The organism is Anabaena catenula FACHB-362 (assembly GCF_014698735.1).
Lineage (GTDB): Bacteria > Cyanobacteriota > Cyanobacteriia > Cyanobacteriales > Nostocaceae > Anabaena > Anabaena variabilis_A.
This window is the reverse complement of record NZ_JACJTQ010000012.1, coordinates 39,223-57,881: the sequence shown is the minus strand read 5'-3', so window position 1 is coordinate 57,881 and position 18,659 is coordinate 39,223. Positions and strand designations below refer to the sequence as shown.

Annotated in this window: 16 protein-coding genes; all 16 read right to left on the bottom strand. The window is 37.5% G+C overall.

What is annotated here, in order from left to right; genetic code table 11:
* Nucleotides 1-153: 153 nt before the first annotated feature.
* The gene (locus H6G68_RS10160; protein ID WP_190906538.1) at nucleotides 154-321 is read right to left on the bottom strand and encodes a hypothetical protein; all 168 of its coding nucleotides are present in this window, start codon (nucleotides 319-321) and stop codon (nucleotides 154-156) included.
* Nucleotides 322-331: 10 nt separating this feature from the next.
* Entirely contained in the window at nucleotides 332-1,081 is a 750-nt protein-coding gene (locus tag H6G68_RS10155) for an SDR family oxidoreductase (protein WP_190906537.1), read from the bottom strand.
* Nucleotides 1,082-1,254: 173 nt separating this feature from the next.
* Nucleotides 1,255-2,499 (bottom strand): cytochrome P450, encoded by a 1,245-nt coding sequence (locus H6G68_RS10150; RefSeq protein ID WP_190906536.1) that lies wholly within the window; start codon nucleotides 2,497-2,499, stop codon nucleotides 1,255-1,257.
* Between the two features lie 202 nt (nucleotides 2,500-2,701).
* Entirely contained in the window at nucleotides 2,702-3,130 is a 429-nt protein-coding gene (locus H6G68_RS10145; RefSeq protein WP_190906535.1) for a lipocalin-like domain-containing protein, read from the bottom strand.
* A gap of 246 nt (nucleotides 3,131-3,376) precedes the next feature.
* A complete protein-coding gene (locus tag H6G68_RS10140) occupies nucleotides 3,377-4,372 on the bottom strand; it encodes a phage tail protein (RefSeq protein ID WP_190906534.1) in 996 nt (331 codons plus the stop codon).
* Between the two features lie 22 nt (nucleotides 4,373-4,394).
* Nucleotides 4,395-6,626 (bottom strand): putative baseplate assembly protein, encoded by a 2,232-nt coding sequence (locus H6G68_RS10135; protein ID WP_190906533.1) that lies wholly within the window; start codon nucleotides 6,624-6,626, stop codon nucleotides 4,395-4,397.
* Nucleotides 6,627-6,670: 44 nt separating this feature from the next.
* Nucleotides 6,671-7,108, bottom strand: coding sequence for a GPW/gp25 family protein (locus H6G68_RS10130; RefSeq protein WP_190906532.1), 438 nt, complete (start codon nucleotides 7,106-7,108; stop codon nucleotides 6,671-6,673).
* 205 nt (nucleotides 7,109-7,313) lie between these two features.
* A complete protein-coding gene (locus H6G68_RS10125) occupies nucleotides 7,314-9,236 on the bottom strand; it encodes a VgrG-related protein (RefSeq protein WP_190906531.1) in 1,923 nt (640 codons plus the stop codon).
* Between the two features lie 83 nt (nucleotides 9,237-9,319).
* On the bottom strand, nucleotides 9,320-9,970 hold the full coding sequence (locus tag H6G68_RS10120; protein WP_190906530.1) for a CIS tube protein: 651 nt from the start codon (nucleotides 9,968-9,970) through the stop codon (nucleotides 9,320-9,322).
* 41 nt (nucleotides 9,971-10,011) lie between these two features.
* Complete coding sequence (locus tag H6G68_RS10115; protein WP_190906529.1) at nucleotides 10,012-13,707, bottom strand: hypothetical protein; 3,696 nt, start codon at nucleotides 13,705-13,707, stop codon at nucleotides 10,012-10,014.
* An 86-nt stretch (nucleotides 13,708-13,793) separates the two neighbouring features.
* Complete coding sequence (locus H6G68_RS10110; RefSeq protein ID WP_190906528.1) at nucleotides 13,794-14,294, bottom strand: phage tail protein; 501 nt, start codon at nucleotides 14,292-14,294, stop codon at nucleotides 13,794-13,796.
* Between the two features lie 5 nt (nucleotides 14,295-14,299).
* Complete coding sequence (locus H6G68_RS10105; protein WP_190906527.1) at nucleotides 14,300-14,446, bottom strand: hypothetical protein; 147 nt, start codon at nucleotides 14,444-14,446, stop codon at nucleotides 14,300-14,302.
* A 21-nt stretch (nucleotides 14,447-14,467) separates the two neighbouring features.
* Complete coding sequence (locus tag H6G68_RS10100; protein ID WP_190906526.1) at nucleotides 14,468-16,867, bottom strand: substrate-binding domain-containing protein; 2,400 nt, start codon at nucleotides 16,865-16,867, stop codon at nucleotides 14,468-14,470.
* A gap of 140 nt (nucleotides 16,868-17,007) precedes the next feature.
* Nucleotides 17,008-17,355: a hypothetical protein gene (locus tag H6G68_RS10095; protein WP_190906525.1), complete on the bottom strand. Its 348-nt coding sequence runs from the start codon at nucleotides 17,353-17,355 to the stop codon at nucleotides 17,008-17,010.
* Nucleotides 17,356-17,370: 15 nt separating this feature from the next.
* On the bottom strand, nucleotides 17,371-17,862 hold the full coding sequence (locus H6G68_RS10090) for a phage tail protein (protein WP_190906524.1): 492 nt from the start codon (nucleotides 17,860-17,862) through the stop codon (nucleotides 17,371-17,373).
* Between the two features lie 79 nt (nucleotides 17,863-17,941).
* On the bottom strand, nucleotides 17,942-18,412 hold the full coding sequence (locus H6G68_RS10085; RefSeq protein ID WP_190906523.1) for a phage tail protein: 471 nt from the start codon (nucleotides 18,410-18,412) through the stop codon (nucleotides 17,942-17,944).
* Between the last annotated feature and the right edge of the window lie 247 nt (nucleotides 18,413-18,659).

Below are 18,659 nucleotides of genomic sequence, written 5' to 3'. Positions count from 1 at the left end.
TAGGTTTTACATTTATTCAGCAAGCCCCAATTAGAATGCTCTCTGGGCAAATTCACCAGTTACTTGAATTGACTGAAATTCTTAAAGTCATTGTCAGTAAAATTAGAAACAATTTAAAAAGCGATAGCTACGTCTGCCGCAGGTATCGCGTCATTATTGATCGCTTCTAGCCTGATGGAGATGGAGCAGCAGAAGGCTATCAAAAGCACAGGGGCGTAATCGTTCGTTTGTTAGCTTTAGCTGAACATTTGAAGCGGGGTGAACTTCGCCTCTACGCGATCCCAAGGTAGGCGATCGCTTTATCCGAAGTGCCATTTGCATAATCACCTTCTTACTGCACGGTATATCCTCCGTCGATCATCATGTTATGCCCCGTAACGAAGGAAGCCGCGTCCGAGCATAACCACACTACCGCTTCTGCGACTTCCTCCGGCTTGCCAACACGTCCTATGGGATGCCTTGCCTTGATTTGAGGGAGCATATCTGCGGGAACAGTAGCCAGCATATTGGTCTCAATAAAAGCAGGACTCACAACATTGATACGAAGGCCGAATTGAGCATATTCCAATGCTGCCGCTCGGGTTAAGGCGATGACCCCACCTTTACTAGCACAGTAGCTGGTATAACCTGCACAACCAACGATACCACCGATGGAAGCCATGTTGACTATTGTGCCGACACCTTGTTTGAGCATTGCTCTGATCTCGTACTTGAGAGAAAGCCATACTCCTTTCAGGTTCACGTCGATCATGTAATCCCAGTCCTCTTCCGACATATCGCAGAGTGGACTGAAAGTTGCAATTCCAGCGTTGTTGAAAGCGCAGTCAAGACGACCATAAGTATCTATGGTCTTGTTAACCAGCATCTCCATTTCCGCCTCTTTTGACACATCGGTCTTGATGAAAATAGCCTCACCTCCTGCCTCTTGTATATACCGTACCGTCTCCTCGCCTTCAATGACGCGACGGCTGGCAGCTATGACCTTCGCTCCACTACGTGCAAATGCGATCGCTGTTGCCCTACCAATTCCAGATGAAGCTCCAGTGACAAGTCCGACTTTTCCATCCAATTGCCGTGTCATACGTTTGCTCCCTTTTTTTTTTAACCTTTGAGACTACGCCTTTGCAAGGCGTTCTTATATCAAGCCCCTATCTTCAGATATGGGATTTGTTGCGAAACTGTAGCAGGACGGTTGCTAACTCTTTGAGAAGCTCATGTTAAGTTCTCCGTAGACTGCGGGCTGATCAATGAATGTTACTGTGCAGCCGTAAGTTCTATACGAAATGTCTTCAATGATCGCACTGATAAATTATTTTGCCAGCACGGTTTTTCATCTACTGCACGAATATGAGAAAAGCGCCGCAATAACTCAGTGAAAACAATCTCTCCTTCCATGTTGGCAAGCGAAGCTCCTGGACATTTATGGATGTAAAAGCCGAAGGCTAATTGCTTATCGTTATTCCTTATTATGTTAAATGTATCTGGGTCGGAAAAGACTTCAGGATCGCGATTGGCCGATCCAATCAGCAAAAAGATCAAATCACCTTTTTTGATTTTTTGGCCCTGAAACTCGATATCTTCAAGCGCCATACGTGATAGTCGTTGGACAGGTGACTCATAACGCAACATCTCCCTCACTGCAAGAGGGATTAGTTTAGGATCTCGTCTGATGTCCTCCATGACATTTTGGTATCGCAAAAGCGTTAAAAGTCCGTTACCTAAAAGGTTCATAGTAGTCTCGAAACCGGCAAAAATTATCATAATACAAGTGGCAAGTATCTCCTCTTCACTCATCACCTGTCCTTCAGCCTCTGCGTTGAGAAATGCACTGAGGAAATCATTCTGAGGTTGGCTTCTCCTACAGTGCAGAATGCCACGCAGGTACTCGGTCATCTCATCAACATGAACTTTAGCATTTTCAAGCCGTTCAATATAGCTATTAGGTGATGTTCCCACAAAGTTGACAATAGCTTCAGCGCAAAGTTTTGCTTTGTACCAACCAACTTCTGGGATACCCAATATCGTCGATACAACATAAAGTGGTAATGGGGAAGCAAGATCAGCAATGAAATCCATGCTTCCACCATTTTTGTAGTCCTTGAGCATCTCGTCAACCAAGCGAGTAATGCTCGACTGAAATCTCAACACGACACTACTATCCAGCGCAGAACTAACTAATCGTCTGAGTCGAGAGTGTTCAGGTTTGTCCAAGAGCAGCATCCACATTTTCATTCTTTCGGCGAATGTTTTGTAGCGTTTCTGTTCAGCCTTTGGTAGTTGCAGAAAGCGTGGCGTGATTCTATCTGCTGCTATTTGATGACATGCAAGAGCTTTGGTCACATCATCATATCGTGACACAACCCATGCCTGAAGTTCCTCACTCCAATACACGGGAGCGTTTTCACGCAACCAAGCATACGTTGGATAAGGATTATTCAAGAACTCTTCAGAAACAAAACTATAGGGCATTATGTTTGGCTTTTGTTGACTAATCTCCATATTTCTCTCCTCTTTGAAAACGAATTTATAAGGCTTATTCCTGTTTGTTCATAAAGCCGATCATCTTGTCAGAAAAACTTACATGATACTGATAGCAGGTAAGAACTTCCATTTCAGATATCTTGCTCAAGGAGGTGACAGAGTATTTTATGACTCAAAGCTTGTAGAAATACAGTAACTCTCTATCCTTCCATTTCTTGCTTTAAACATGCTGCCAAATCAAATAGTTAGTCTGCTGCTTACCTTCTATTAACATTGGCTCTGTACTCAATATCATTTGATTGTCTTGATTAAATTCAAAAAAGCGTTCCTGAACAGTACCAACCCAATTTGGAAATAAGCTACTTTCAACGTAATGAATCACACTCTTTTCCTTAACTTCATACTTGCTGCAATACGAGAAGTAAGTCTTAGCTGCCCTTACCTGTTCCTCTATAATTCCTCCAAGCAAATCAAAAGCAGTAAAATTGGGGCGGTTAGCTGTTGCTAAACTTGAAGACATATATCCATCTTCGGTATACATCAGCAAGCCGTAAGCATCTTTACCAAAGGGGTAAGCCACATTACCATTTTCATCTCGGATTTCCCAGGATACTAGTTTCCAAGTTCCTACAAATTTTTCTTTTGTCATGACTTGGGTGAGTATAAAGTACTAAGAGATTGTGAACAAAAGTTATACATATATCAATACTTTCGCCTAAAAACAAGTATAAAAGATAAGGCGCTCCGTAGTAAAGTTATTATCTCTCACAACAATAACTCAAAAGCTACAATTCGCCCATGTTCAACATCCTATCGGTGTTACAATGCCTGCTACCGCAAATAAATGCTACAGCAATGCGGCAAATGAACCCCCAAAATTTTTTGCTCTTTGAGTTCACAAGTTCCTGATCTCTAGGTCATACGTACAAAAAGCAGGTTTTTGACGTTCAATAATGTCTCTAACTAATTCTTCATCAATTTCTGTGGACTGTTCCAGATATATTTCTACAATGAAATGATAGGGACGACCGCCTCCCAGCATTGAGTCTTCACCTATATGTGTTGACCCCAGGACAAAACCTTGCTCAAAAATTTCTCTAATCTGAATTTGCTCTAAAGGTAAGCCTGTATAAAGATGCAGGTACAAACGCAAACCATACCGAGTACCATGCCAACGGTAAAGGACGATCGCATTGCGGATGAGATGCCGTTGTCTTTCTATATCCCAACGGCTATCCATTTCCCAGCCTACCCAATGTGCGAGAAAGGGAAGTAAGGCGTTGGGGGCTGTGATCGGGTCTAGATATGCCCAAAGTGTATCGAGAGTTTGGACTGCGGGGTCAAAAGCTTGCTCTAAAATGCTGACAAATCGCCCGATGAAGTCTACTTCTCTATAGAGTGCAGGTAAGAAATCCAGGTAGGTATGACTGGGACGGACTAAAAGGTTAAAGATTCGATATTGTATGAGTTGTGGTTCTCTACCTTCATCTATATAAATATAAATTTGACTCTGGTAATTAATTTGTAGTAGTGGGTTTTCTGGATTTAAGATTAACTGATTTTCAAAAAAGTCCTCTGTAACCTTGAAGGCGATCTCTCTTTCAATTTTTTGGTTAGGCGCAATTTCTTCAAAATCTGGTTGATTCCATTCACACCATTCATAGGGAAAATCACCCGCAATTCTAAGTTGCCATCGTAGTGGACGATTTGCCACATTTACCAGCCTCAGCAACATTTGACCAACTTCTCCAGGTCGGAGCAGCAGTTCGTTATTAATTGGTTCGTCAGTTTTACTATCTTTGAGTGTTAAGCTGTTTGATGCAGCCTCTTGTGGAGGTTGCATAGAAGTCAACGATATCGCTAAAATTTCACGGGAAATTGCTTGACTCATACTTTCTTAATTCTGCCCCAACTTAATCTCTAAATTCAATGATGTGGCCTGATGCTAGTTGAGGATTTTGATCGTCCCAAGAACAAATCAGTCCCAAAGATCCTGGATCAATTTCTAGTTCTGGGATGTCTGCGCGAAACCAGTCGCCGCCAAATTTACGCAAACTGTATAATTTTACGGCTCCGAGATAACGCACTCCAGGAATTTGACGACAGATAGCAAAAATATCTGAAGGATAGACACACCTACCTAATTCCCAACCTTGATGTTCAAGTCCGCCGATGAGTGGATTTAAAAAGCTGTACAAGGCTGATAGTAATTGAGAACGGATGGCTTCTTGATCCCGTGGGTTATTGTACTGTGGTTCTAAAATTACTTCAGTTTCTACACTTACGCCCACATATTCTGGTGCTTCTAATTTTACTTGTACACCCAAAGGTTTGCGATCGCTCATGTAGTCCAAAATTTCTGTTTTCAGTTGATTAGACAAATCAAAATATTCATCAGGGTGCATCCCCCGATCAAAATCAAAGTTATCAACATCGACTTTTTTCGGTACAACCAATAACCGCACGATCCCGGCTGTAGTATGTTCAGGTTTAGTCAGAGCATGAACACGAGCCACACCTCTATTAGCTGCTGCTTTTGCTACGCGCTCAAAATCTTCTGGAGTAACGGCAGATTCACGGGTACGCAGTAATTCCGGCACTCTAATCACCGCTTCATCTAAAGATTCTGCATCAGTACCACCACGAGCCGGCTGATAATTGATCACGCTTTTCACATAGGGAATAGAACTTTTAATGACTGTAATTTTCCCCGCTTGGACGTTACCCCAACTACCTCCTCCTGTGCGGTATGCCATGATGTAAATTTCTGACCCTAATGGAGGAACTTTACCATACTGTCTTTCCAAAACGACGTTACCACCGCTAGTAGTAGCTTGTGGTTGAATATAGGCGAAATTGCGTGTATCTACATTTTCGCGTCTGATAATTCTCCCGACTGATTGCACTTGACTTCTTTGCTGTGTAGCTTGTTGCAGTTGGCTTGGTTCTCGAACTAGGGGGCCAAATTGGACTATCCCCGTTTGAGAATCAATGGTGTAATGTTGGTCTTCAGGACGAGATCCACCAAAGTTAGGAACTTCTATCCAATCTTCGATTCCTCCCTCTACTGTTGTGATCTGAATGTACTCTCCTTGTTCTCGGACTCGCTCTAAACTAAGTTGGCTTTGCAATTCAAATGACTGACCTGGTTTGCCATTACTAATCCCCAGAAATTCATTTTCTACCCGGATACATTGGGTAGCATCAACCGCACCGCCAATGCTACTTGCAGCCAAACCAACTATGCTGGGAGAACGACTATAGCTGGGTTGAGTTTCGTTAGGAGCAGTGTAAATGCAGCGTATCCAATTACCTCTATAGTTAGTGCCAAAATCCGTTTCTGGTAATTGCTGAGGTAAATGTAAAATTACATCTGCGCCTTCTAATGGATCGGAAATATCGCTAAAACTAAAACCTTTAGTTTGATCATCATCTTTAACTCGCAGAATTGGCTGCCAATTAATTCCATTCCACGCTTCCCACTGACGGGGGGGAGCATCGGGGTTAATGCCGGTAGTAATCGCAGCTTCTCCTTTGAAGGTGATAGCAATGACATTTCCGGCTATGGAGTTTTCTGGGTCTGCCAATATGAGATAGAAACAGTTACCAGGTGTGACTTGCTCAAAGAGGAATGTTTCTTCTAAGTTCTGCCATTGTCTATCATCGGGAGTGCGATCGCGCAATTGTTGAGGTATTTCTTCTTCTATATCTGCTGTTAGTAAATGTTTGATTTGGGGATTACCAATCACTAATTCACGGTCAGTAGTAAAAATAACTGCTTCTTCAGTTTCTGTCCGTACTGTGGCTACTTCAGTAGCAAAAGGTATCCTCACATCAGACGACTGAGATATAGATAAGTAAAATATCAGTTCACATCTAGCAGGTGTGGGAGGATTCAGACGAATTCCCAGCAATTCCAAGAAAGTCACATAATTGCGACGGGGAACTTGATTGAATCTCAGCAACATTTGATCTGTCAACCAAGCAAACATTTCAATCAACGTAATTCCTGGATCACTAGGATTGTGATTTGTCCACTCAGGACAGTAACGAGGAATGCGGAGAATACACTCTTCTACTAAATCCTTAAAAGTACGGTCATCAAGATTTGATTTTGGTAGTTTAGGTAAAAAGTCAAAGTCCATTTTTAGTTCAGTAATTTGTTAATTATTCTCACGATTTTTTGTTTCTATTCCTCTATTTCTTCTACTGATTCCCGTGATTCTAAATAAAAGGGATATACCAAACTACGAGGATCGGAACTATTTTTGGGTTGATATTCTATTACCACATCGACTTTGCCCCTGATGGGATCGGGATCAGCACGTACTTCTTTTAAAATGATGCGTGGTTCCCACATTTGTAAAGCTTCTTCAACGTAGCGACGAATTAATAATAAAGTTTGGGTACTTAATGGCTCAAAGACTAAATCAGACAAGCGCGAACCGAAATTAGGTCGATATACCCGTTCCCCTAAATCTGTGCGGAGAATGATCATAATAGACTCTTCAATATTTGATGTAGCCGCGCTGAGTTGGACTCCTCCCTGGACATTGACTCGTAAGGGAAAACCAAATCCTGCACCAATATAGTCAGGTTCTTGTAAGTTATAACTTTCGTCAAGCATAGCAATTAATTTTCAATTGATGTTTCCAAAGATTAACAACTTTTTACCTTCTTAATAACTGCAATTAAATTCGTAAGCGTTCAGCTATTAGTATTGAGCAGTCAGCTTTTTAATGATTACGCCACAAATCACCATTTGATAATCTACGGTTTGATCAGACATTCTGACTCCTGAATTCTTACTTAAATTCAACTTATGCAGTTGTTTAAATAGGTAAACCATTCCGCAGCACTAAGCCAGTAAGTGTAATAGTAGGAGCCGTGAGGGAAATATTACCAGCGGCCTTGATACTAATTGCACCACCAGCACTAATATCAATAGCACCACCAGCTTTTATTCCAGTCATAGCACCAGATGTCATATTTAAATTTGCGGTTGCGTTAGTGTTAATAGAACTTGCAGTAGAACTAATCGAAGTAGCAGCATTATTATTAATTCTAGTCCTCGCATTTATACTGATGCTACCATCCCTGTCATTTATCGATATTTTCTGTCGTCCAGATGTAATAATTTCTATACTCTTCTTTTTATCATCCAGACGGATTTTATGGCCTCCAATAGTTTTTAACTCAATAAATTTTTGCGTGTCGTTAAAGTGTAGAGAGTGTCCACCAGCAGTCTTGATATAGTATCCCCGCTTTTCTTTACCATCTTCATCAACAAATGTGACTTTGTGACCATGACGGGTTTTTTCTTCCCGGATACGTACTAGACCCTTAACAACTGTTTCATTTATTTTTCTAGGGGTAGGATCTTTCCCATTCCAAACACCACCAATAATATAGGGACGGTGAATATCTCCGTGTTCAAATGCTACTAACACCTCATCATTTATTTCTGGAAGCCAATACATTCCGCGAGATTTCCCCGCCCCCAAAGCAACTACTCTCGCCCAGTTACTATCCTCTTTTTCGTTAAGTGTAGGAAACTTGACTTTGACTCGACCTAAGCCGTCGGGGTCTAAATTATCAGTAACAATACCGACTAAAAGTGTTTGTCCTGGTTGTAATTTTGTTTGAGGTGCAAGGGTACTCAGCAAGTCTCCTCCCCGCAAACCCCGCACACTAAATTCTGTGCTGTAAATACGGTCGTGGTAAGTATGACGAGTTTCAGTAATGTAGTATTTACCATCATGTTGTCCCATTTCTGTCAGGTTAACAGTTTTTCCAGGACGAATTAAAGTATCACCCTCAGCTTTAGCATCAGCATAGATAAATTGTCCTCCCAGTTCATCACACAAAGCTTGCGCCATTGCATCTGCTTCTTTAGTATTAAAAACTGGTTGATCCACCACTATCATTTTTGGTGTTGGTGGTTTTCCTTTAAACTTATTACTTGTATCACTACCCTTGCCATTTTTGGTATTAGTAATAACTTTTGCAGTTTTTGCTGTAGATACAATTGATTTTTTTGTAGTGTAATCCCAACCTCTAACTTCAACTTCTTTCACCTGTTCTGCACTGGTGATTCTGATCCGAAAACTATGTAAATCTACTAACCATTGAAGATTTAATTCTTGAGAATCAGCTTTAGGTTTACAGAAGAAAAGTTGACCGTTTTTAATATACATTTCAAAACCAATGCGTGCGGCTCTTTCCCGCAAAAATTCCATATTAGTTTGGTTCTCTTGAAAAACATACTTATGAACAACACCACTAGGATCAATAGTGCCAGGTTTTATGCCTACTTGTTGAATAATTTTTCTGACAATATCACTATCAGTCATTTCCACAAAAGAACGGTTATAACGGCCACGATGTAAGCGATGGGAAACATCATAACCTTGAACTATGATAGGAGCTTGAGATTTATCGGTAAAATGAGTATCAATAGCTGTAATTTCTCCCTCTATAATATCTCCTGGTTGTTCATCACTATAATCTACGGATTCTGTGGTACTAGACTTAAATCCAATCTTGATAGATTTACCAATTTGTAATAAATCCTTATAACGCCAAACTTGATCTTCTTGATGACCTGGATAGTAATCATTTTGAATTACTAAAGTAAACATCCCTGGACGATGAAGACTTTCTTCTATAGAAATCTGAAGAATATCATCCATCAATTTGTCAGGAGCATTTGCACCATCTATAGTTAATGTTGGTAAAGCACGATAAGTAGCCATAATTAATGCAAAACTCCAAATATTTTTTTGTGTTTTTTAAAAAATCTGCAAAAGTGTTTATAACATTAGCAAAACTGTAAATATCATCGTTTTTTTGTACTTTTACCTTTAGCACCCTTATTTTGAGAAGTTTTAGCTTTAGAACCTTTATTTTGAGAACCTTGTCCTCCATTAGCTTGCTTATTTGCTCCTTGACGATTAGCTGGAGTATCAGTTTGTCTAGTTGCAGCATTAGGAGATTGAGCAGAGACAGGAGCATTTGGTTGCTCTTCATCAGCTTCTTTGAGAGTTAAGCTGTCAATAATGGCGCGGACTGGAGTTCCATCAGGTAAAAACATAGTTAATTTGTAGTCTAGTTTTTCTACAAAACAACGCCGTAAGTATTCTGTACTTCCCCAAGTAAAACTGTAAATAGGTGGTCGTTCTAACCCACTAACAAATTCAAGAGCTTTTTTAAGTGGTTGAATATATTTACGAACAACATCTTCTCCACTTTCATAGGTGTCATATATGATTTTATTAATGGTAATTTTGTAAGCTTTTGTATGAGAAAAACTAACTTTCGGTTGTCCTTTGCTCTGAGTACGCGCACCAGAATTTTCAGCGGTTTCAACAATTCCATTGAAACATAACTCACTGGGATTGAACATAAAATTAATTGGTGATACTCCATCTTTTGAGATCAACTTAGCTTTTTGTAAATTACTTGATTTGGTTGATGTTGGTAATGACATATTTTTTTTCGTGTGAAAGATTTAAATTCAGTAGCTTTTTCTTACCAATTAATGCGTCCAGCGTAGTAATTACCCTGTAGTTCTCGCTCTATTTCAAAGCGCCTTTTGATCATTATATAGACTTCATTGCTAAGAGTTTGTAATCTATTATCGAGAAGAGCTACTTCATTCATTTTTTCTAATGTACCTACTTTCCCAACTTCAGAATTAGCCGTATGAGAAGTTAAGTTATATTTAGCATAAGTTCCATGACTTGAAGTAAAATTGCTCATCCAAAGCGGGTTTCCCATAAGTTTGTTTCCTTGTCTTTCTTGTTCTAGTTGTAATTTTTGTTTTAGTATTGTATAAATATAGTGAGCTAAAGTTTCTAAATTTTCATCGTTAATAGCAAAATTTGATGAGCTAGTAGATTGAGGCTGTTCAATAGATACGAGAGATTCATTTTTTGATTCGTCTTCTTTAATTTCACTAGTATCTGCTGATTTTGTGCTATTTTTATCTATTAATTCTGGAGAATTTAATGATATATTATTAGGTTCTGTATTGGAATTATGACCAGCATTATTATCAATTTTTTCAACCGATTCACTACGGAATGATTTGTCTGCATGAGGATCAATATTTTTGGATTTTAGGCTATCTTTTGCTAGAAAATTATTATTAAAATCTGAGGATTGGAGAGAGGGAGAAGGAATATTATTTTGATTAGAAGTTAAACTCAGTAAATCATCAATACTAGACCATGATTCTGTTATATCTTCATGAAAATTGGAATTGTTAGTTTGTTCGTTAAGTTTATCATTTTGTAGTAAATTTTCATTTTTTAATAATTGTATTGGGGAAGCAATATCAGTGTTTTTTGGTGATTTATCAGGAAAATTATTAGGCTTGTCTAAAAAGTCATTTACCAATCGAGAAACTAGAAAATCTGATTTTTTTACTAATGGTAATAATTGACCCAAGGATTTGATAGTAGAGATATTTTTATTTTCTAACTGCGGTTGAACAAAAATTTCATCTACTGTACTTGTAGATATTTTTGGTTGCGGTTGAGTTGATAATTTTAGCTGAACCGCAATTTCATCTACTGTACTTGTGGGTATTTCAGTTTGAGTTGATAATTTTAGCTGAACCGCAATTTCATCTACTGTACTCGCAGGTATTTCTGGTTGCGGTTGAGTTGGTAATTTTGGTTGAATCGCAATTTCATCTACTGTACTCGCAGGTATTTCCGTTTGTGGTTGAGTTGATAATTTTGGTTGAATCGCAATTTCATCTACTGTACTCGCAGGTATTTCCGTTTGTGGTTGAGTTGATAATTTTGGTTGAACAGCATTTTCATTTACTGTATTTGTAGATATTTCCGTTTGCGGTTGAGTTGGTAACTGCGGTTGAACAGCATTTTCATCTACTGTATTTGTAGATATTTCCGGTTGCGGTTGAGTTGGTAACTGCGGTTGAACAGCATTTTCATCTACTGTATTTGTAGATATTTCCGGTTGTGGTTGTAATTTTGGTTGAACAGCATTTTCATCTACTGTATTTGTATGTATTTCCGGTTGCGGTTGAGTTAGTAACTGCGGTTGAATCGCAATTTCATCTACTGTATTTGTAGATATTTCCGGTTGCGGTTGAGTTAGTAACTGCGGTTGAACAGCATTTTCATCTACTGTATTTGTAGATATTTCCGGTTGTGGTTGTAATTTTGGTTGAACCGCAATTTCATCTACTGTATTTGTAGGTATTTCTGGTTGAGGTTGTAATTTTGGTTGAACAGCAATTTCATCTACTTTATTTATAGATATTTCCGGTTGCGGTTGAGTTAGTAACTGCGGTTGAACCGCAATTTCATTTACTGTATTTGTAGGTATTTCCGGTTGTGGTTGTAATTTTGGTTGAACAGCAATTTCATCTACTGTATTTGTAGGTATTTCCGGTTGAGTTAGTAACTGCGGTTGAACCGTAATTTCATCTACTGTATTTGTCGATATTTCCAGTTGCGGTTGTAATTTTGGTTGAACAGCAATTTCATCTACTGTATTTGTAGATATTTCCGGTTGAGTTAGTAACTGCGGTTGAACAGCAATTTCATCTACTTTATTTGTAGGTATTTCCGGTTGAGTTAGTAACTGCGGTTGAACCGCAATTTCATTTACTGTATTTGTAGGTATTTCTGGTTGAGGTTGTAATTTTGGTTGAACAGCAATTTCATCTACTGTATTTGTAGATATTTCCGGTTGTGGTTGTAATTTTGGTTGAACAGCAATTTCATCTACTGTATTTGTAGATATTTCCGTTTGCGGTTGAGTTGGTAACTGCGGTTGAACAGCATTTTCATCTACTGTATTTGTAGATATTTCCGGTTGTGGTTGTAATTTTGGTTGAACAGCAATTTCATCTACTTTATTTGTAGGTATTTCCGTTTGCGGTTGAGTTGGTAACTGCGGTTGAACAGCATTTTCATTTACTGTATTTGTAGATATTTCCGGTTGCGGTTGAGTTAGTAACTGCGGTTGAACCGCAATTTCATTTACTGTATTTGTAGGTATTTCTGGTTGAGGTTGTAATTTTGGTTGAACCGCAATTTCATTTACTGTATTTGTAGGTATTTCCGGTTGTGGTTGTAATTTTGGTTGAACAGCAATTTCATCTACTGTATTTGTAGATATTTCCGGTTGTGGTTGTAATTTTGGTTGAACAGCAATTTCATCTACTTTATTTGTCGATATTTCCAGTTGCGGTTGTAATTTTGGTTGAACAGCAATTTCATCTACTGTATTTGTAGATATTTCCGGTTGTGGTTGTAATTTTGGTTGAACCGCAATTTTATCTACTGTATTTGTATGTATTTCCGGTTGAGTTAGTAACTGCGGTTGAACCGCAATTTCATTTACTGTATTTGTAGGTATTTCCGGTTGTGGTTGTAATTTTGGTTGAACAGCAATTTCATCTACTTTATTTGTAGATATTTCTGGTTGAGGTTGTAATTTTGGTTGAACAGCAATTTTATCTACTGTATTTGTATGTATTTCCGGTTGCGGTTGAGTTAGTAACTGCGGTTGAATCGCAATTTCATTTACTGTATTTGTAGGTATTTCCGGTTGCGGTTGAGTTAGTAACTGCGGTTGAATCGCAATTTCATTTACTGTATTTGTAGGTATTTCCGGTTGAGGTTGTAATTTTGGTTGAACAGCAATTTCATCTACTGTACTCGCAGGTATTTCAGTTTGCGGTTGAGTTGGTAATTTCGGCTGAACAGCAATTTCATCTACTGTACTCGCAGGTATTTCAGTTTGAGTTGATAATTTCGGTTGAACAGCGATTTCATCTACTGTACTCGCAGGTATTTCAGTTTGCGGTTGTAATTTCGGTTGAACAGCGATTTCATCTACTGTACTCGCAGGTATTTCAGTTTGCGGTTGAGTTGGTAATTTCGGCTGAACAGCAATTTCATCTACATCTATACTTGCTGATGTAGAAGTTGGAAGTGTAGGCGAAGTTTCAACTTTATTTGTAGTAGAATCTGCGCTTGGTACATCAGAAAATCTTGACCATTCTAATTCTGTGGTTTCGTTAAAACTGAAAGGTTCTGGTTGAGTTTGAACTAGTGGTGACAAAAATTCTGTTTTCCTCAAGTTGTGTCCCAACGGAAGCTGTGGTTTGAGTAATTGAAATTTCTGTCCAAGTGTCGGAGGAGTCAGTGAATAGTTTTGAATTCCAAGTGGTTTGGGAGTCATAATTCTTCCCTGATTAAAGGGGAAATGATAATAAAATTTAACCCTGATTAGAACCAGTAAAAACTAGCTATTTATGAATAGTAATATTAGTTAATAAAATATCCTGATGTATGGCGTTTAGAGAGGTTTAAAGCACCACCACCACCACTTTTTGTAATTTTTAATCCTTCGTATGCTAGAGTCAATTCTTCAATAGCTACTGTAGTGGAAGAAGCTTGTAATGCTGGCGCTTTCCAACCAATAGGAACAGCCGCTACTAGTGTCCAACACTGCATAGTTTCTCCGGCTTGATTGAATAATAGAATATTAACATTGCGACGTTTAATTTTGACATTACTGATCCACTCCCAAAATGCTAAATCATCTGTTATACCTCTTTTGAGTGTGACATCTGAAAATTGGGGTTGTCCTAAAATTACTCTTTGTTGTTCATTAACACCACCTTCAGAAAAAACCTCTTTCTTAATTGTTAAACCTATACCAGTGCATTCGCTAAATGAAGCAGTAATACTACTCTGCATTTCCACATAAAAACGATTGGCTGTAACGTAATTTAGTTCGTAATTTGTGCTATTATTTCTTACCATGACAATTACACCTGATAATTTTGAGACCGATCTCGTTGTAGTCTTAAATCCTGTAGCATTAATTCATAAACTTTATCACTCAATTTTTGGATAATGAATCTGTCTTGTAAGGCTTTATTTGCTAACTGAGAAATTGATGATTGTTCATTCATAATAGCTAAAAATTTAAATTCCTAATTTTTTTTAACAATCGGTACTAAGCCAGCTTCACGTATTAAATATTGTCCCTCATCAGTTAGTAAAATTTCGGCAAATTTTTCACCCACTGGTATAACTGTAGAAGTTTCAGGAGGTTTGGGATAAATCACTGTAATTTCATATCCTAGAGGATATTTATTTTTCTCAAAAACATCAATGTTTGGCCGATAACTTCCCTTGTCATTACATAAATCAGTTTTTGGGTTTATGTCATGGCCATTATTTTGAATTAATGTTTGTATTTCTTTACCGGGTTGACCTAAACTTAGAGGATAAACTGAGCATTGACCAAAAACTTTGCTTAAAAGTCCAAAGCCAATTCCAGCCTTATCTTCATTTTCAAACTCACCTAATATTTGTTTCCCTAGTGTTTTTCTTGTGTCTTGTTTGATAATTTCTCCTGTCGCAATTAAGTCTCGGAAACGGTTCAATTCTTCGGGATAATCCTTGAATACTGCTGCTTTAAATCGATCAATTACTTCTTCTTCATTTGGTATATACAGCGTTATTTTTAAATCCGGTAATCTCCTATCTAGTTGTTTCCAGGAAGTTATTTGACGAGTATAGAGTTTACGCAATTGAGCAAAGGTAATCTTTCCCTTCAAACCTTCAGAAATACTTTCGTTTCTTTGTGAATCGCTAAAGGGTACAAATATTACTATGCCATCATAAGCAATTTTTGAATAACTAAATTCATTCTGCTGAAGTTTTTTGTCAAAATTATTTACTAAATTTATTATTAAAAAATCAGTTTGTTTGTTTTTCAACATAGTAAAAGTATTGTTATCAATAGCTGCAACAGTCTGATAAGTCAGATTTAATGTCATACCACGTTCCTGAAGCTCTTGTTCAAATGTTTTACCAAAAGATACTAGGCTAGTACGCTTACTTCTACTCACATCATATATTATTGAATCCCATGTCCCTTCTGATTTTGATGCGGTATATCTAAATTTATAAGGTGGAATACCTTTTATATCTACATCTTTTATCTTTTTTGTTTGGGGAGAACTTGCATTTGAAATAGTCGATTTTTCCATAGAGGATTTATTTATAAATGCCTGTATTAATAAAAAACTTATCAAACCAACAGCGCAGCTAATTATACCAATCTTAAAAATTTTGTAATTAAATATTTGAGCGAATTTTTTTTGAGTTTCTTCTATTTCTATTTGGGTTTTTGGAACACTTGATTTTTGGAAAAATGGCGCTGCTAAAAGAGATTGACGGGCTTGCTCCGCATTAGCAAAAGGAGAATTAATACCTAAAAGAGACTGAATAAAAATTTTGAGATAAATATCATCTACTGTTGACCAATGTTGTTCATTTTTAGGATTAAATGCTTGTCCAAATAAAGGGTCTTTATTCCCTCCTAATAATAAATAAAAACTAAGATATCCCAAGTCATTTAAATCTTTGGTGACTGAATGATTAACAGGTGGTAAATTACGCGGTTTAAACAAATCTTCCCAAAGAGCTAAATCACCTAAATAGATAAAAAATTGCGGGGTTTCAACTAGGGATTTTTCTTCAGTTTGGACAATGAATATACTATCAAGCGAAAGATTTCCATGAGGTAAACCATAACGGACTTCACCATTAGGTAAACGGATTTTTTGGTTGTGGATAAACCACAGAGTTTGTAGTACCTGTTTTAATAATTCTCGCACCTGTAGAGAAATCATCGGACGATTTGTTTGTTCTAGATATTCTCTCAGGGTTATACTATTTTCAATCGGTTCAGTAATGAGATAACAGCGTCTTTCATCTCTAGGTGCGATAGCATCCCAAGGAATTATTAACCGGAAATCCTGTCCTCCAATTTTTTTGAGATTTACACTCGCCAATTCTTCAAATTCTTCTTTACACTTTCTCGCTTCTTTGAGATTAAAATCTGCTTCAGGTAGTAGATATTCTTTAATTAAAATTTGTTTATTATTTGTAATTTGAATACCTTCATACAGACGCGCTCTATCTAAAGTTTTAATTATACTATTACTATTAACTCTATACCTGCCTCTACGTCCTCGAATTTCATCATTTCTTTTTAGAGGTAGAATTTCAATTCTATTTGTTGATTTTGGTGGTAATAGCAAATCTACTTTTTGAGCTAATGCTCCATTAGATACATAATTATCTCTAACTGTCAGACTGCTTTCTCTATTATTTTTGGCAGAACATTGGACTTTAATCTCTTCAACAAATTGCTTTTTTTGATCATGTTCTTGACCCATAAAAGGAATCTCAATTTTACTATACTCTCCCTGAATCTTTTGCCGCATGATTCGAGAAACATTTTCTAAAGGGTAGCGAATAAAATTAGCAACTTCTCTTACTTTGGAATTAATTGAGTTAACTAAATCATTGAGTTTCATTAATTTTATTTCCCAGATATTCTTGATTCTAAAATCATTTTTGGTTGTTATTGCTGAATACATACTTGACGTTCTAGCGGTTTGATATGATAGAACTACTTAATATATGTTTATTTAATTGACAACCACAAAAGCCAAAATTAACTGTCTGATTCTAATGATTCGGATGTTCTAGTAGTTAAGATGGTTTTTTCATCTTGATCTAATTCATTAATATGACGATAAAAATGATATAGATAGTTGAGATCAGCAGCAAAAAGTCCTTCAATTATCATAGGTGTAACCTCTTCTAAAGCTCCTAAACAAGTAATTACGCGAGAAAGAATAATCACAGTAGAATAGGCAGGATTTGACTGAACACGGGGGTCACGTAGTGGCACAATTTCGTCCATTGCTTTGGCTAAACGCATTACTCCTATGCGGTGTAAATTGCCATCTTCATCCAGATATCCTTTAGGTAAACGAAACTCAAACTCTGTTTGCAACATAAGAATTTACTTTTTTTAGTTTTCCCGTCTGAACATTTCTACAGCTATTTCCATTTCTTCTATTTCTATTTCGGTACTATTAGATAGTAAATCAGAAGCCATATAACTAACTGGCCAAGCACCTCGAAATTGAAATTTTGCTTCTGCTTCTCCAGACTGATTATAAATACTCAAAGAACCATCACGAAGTTGTTTAGCCCAATTTCCCTTTTGAACTTCTTCAAACCACTTCCACAAAGTTTTGGATTTAGTCATACCCCGACGGAGGGTAATATTATTCGCTTTAAAATTGCCAGGAACTTTAGTTCTCACCATTTGACCTGATTTTGCTTTTCCCCAACGCAAAGGTGTTACTTCACAAATTTCTATGACATCTTGGGTATTTTTTAACCCTTTACATTCCAAAAAGTAAGCATCGACTGGTTCTGAACTACCATCAAGTTTGAGTTCTATATAAAAACGTGAATTTGTGAGAAGTTCTGGAAATTTTTGTATTAGGTTTGACATCGAAACTCCGCTTTAAAGATAGAAGTTAAGGCTAAAAAATGAGGAGTTTTTGAGAATTTTTAACTCCTCACTTTGACTATTACTGCACTCGCTTGATATCTTCGTGAACTAGGGTAATAGTTTCATTAGCTACATCATTGGAGCTTGCTTCTAGTTTGGGTCCTTCATATTTTGTGGGATAAGCATTCTGCAATTCCCAACGTGCTTTCATTGCTCCAGCTTGGTCATATACAGTTACTGAAGCTGCTTTACGATTGGATGTCCATTGCGATTGACCACCTTCATTTTTGTTGCAGTTTTCATACCACTTATAAAGGTCTGTATTAGTAGTTGCTACAACCTTGATCACAACTGGAGTAAATTTGACACGAGTGGGAGCGGCCTGACGTAAATTAACAGCATTTTTGCCTGAACCCAATACTTTGTCACCTCCTGCGGCTGGATTTTCTGCACTTAAACCTGAAACTTCTAGGATTTGCTTATCTACCAGACCATCAGCCTCAAAGTAAAACCTACAACTGACTAATAATTCATCTGTTGATGTCGCCACGATTTAACTCCTAATTACTGTTTATTGGATTTGGAAAAACCTGATGATTGAAGTTTTTACGTTTCTGGTTTTGTCATAATTTTTAAAGTTTCATTATTTTAGCTGCACATTTGCCATTGATGATCAATTATTTAGTAATTTTTAATGAAAAATCACTCTAGGAATCATAAATCATTTCTGAAACCTTACAGTGGCGTAGGCAATGCCAAAGAAAACATAGATATGGTGGACAATGCCCACCTTACCT

Coding starts and splice junctions, on each gene's coding strand:
- H6G68_RS10160 (WP_190906538.1), bottom strand. CDS start 321: ATGCAAATGGCACTTCGGATAAAGCGATCGCCTACCTTGGGATCGCGT.
- H6G68_RS10155 (WP_190906537.1), bottom strand. CDS start 1,081: ATGACACGGCAATTGGATGGAAAAGTCGGACTTGTCACTGGAGCTTCA.
- H6G68_RS10150 (WP_190906536.1), bottom strand. CDS start 2,499: ATGGAGATTAGTCAACAAAAGCCAAACATAATGCCCTATAGTTTTGTT.
- H6G68_RS10145 (WP_190906535.1), bottom strand. CDS start 3,130: ATGACAAAAGAAAAATTTGTAGGAACTTGGAAACTAGTATCCTGGGAA.
- H6G68_RS10140 (WP_190906534.1), bottom strand. CDS start 4,372: ATGAGTCAAGCAATTTCCCGTGAAATTTTAGCGATATCGTTGACTTCT.
- H6G68_RS10135 (WP_190906533.1), bottom strand. CDS start 6,626: ATGGACTTTGACTTTTTACCTAAACTACCAAAATCAAATCTTGATGAC.
- H6G68_RS10130 (WP_190906532.1), bottom strand. CDS start 7,108: ATGCTTGACGAAAGTTATAACTTACAAGAACCTGACTATATTGGTGCA.
- H6G68_RS10125 (WP_190906531.1), bottom strand. CDS start 9,236: ATGGCTACTTATCGTGCTTTACCAACATTAACTATAGATGGTGCAAAT.
- H6G68_RS10120 (WP_190906530.1), bottom strand. CDS start 9,970: ATGTCATTACCAACATCAACCAAATCAAGTAATTTACAAAAAGCTAAG.
- H6G68_RS10115 (WP_190906529.1), bottom strand. CDS start 13,707: ATGACTCCCAAACCACTTGGAATTCAAAACTATTCACTGACTCCTCCG.
- H6G68_RS10110 (WP_190906528.1), bottom strand. CDS start 14,294: ATGGTAAGAAATAATAGCACAAATTACGAACTAAATTACGTTACAGCC.
- H6G68_RS10105 (WP_190906527.1), bottom strand. CDS start 14,446: ATGAATGAACAATCATCAATTTCTCAGTTAGCAAATAAAGCCTTACAA.
- H6G68_RS10100 (WP_190906526.1), bottom strand. CDS start 16,867: ATGAAACTCAATGATTTAGTTAACTCAATTAATTCCAAAGTAAGAGAA.
- H6G68_RS10095 (WP_190906525.1), bottom strand. CDS start 17,355: ATGTTGCAAACAGAGTTTGAGTTTCGTTTACCTAAAGGATATCTGGAT.
- H6G68_RS10090 (WP_190906524.1), bottom strand. CDS start 17,862: ATGTCAAACCTAATACAAAAATTTCCAGAACTTCTCACAAATTCACGT.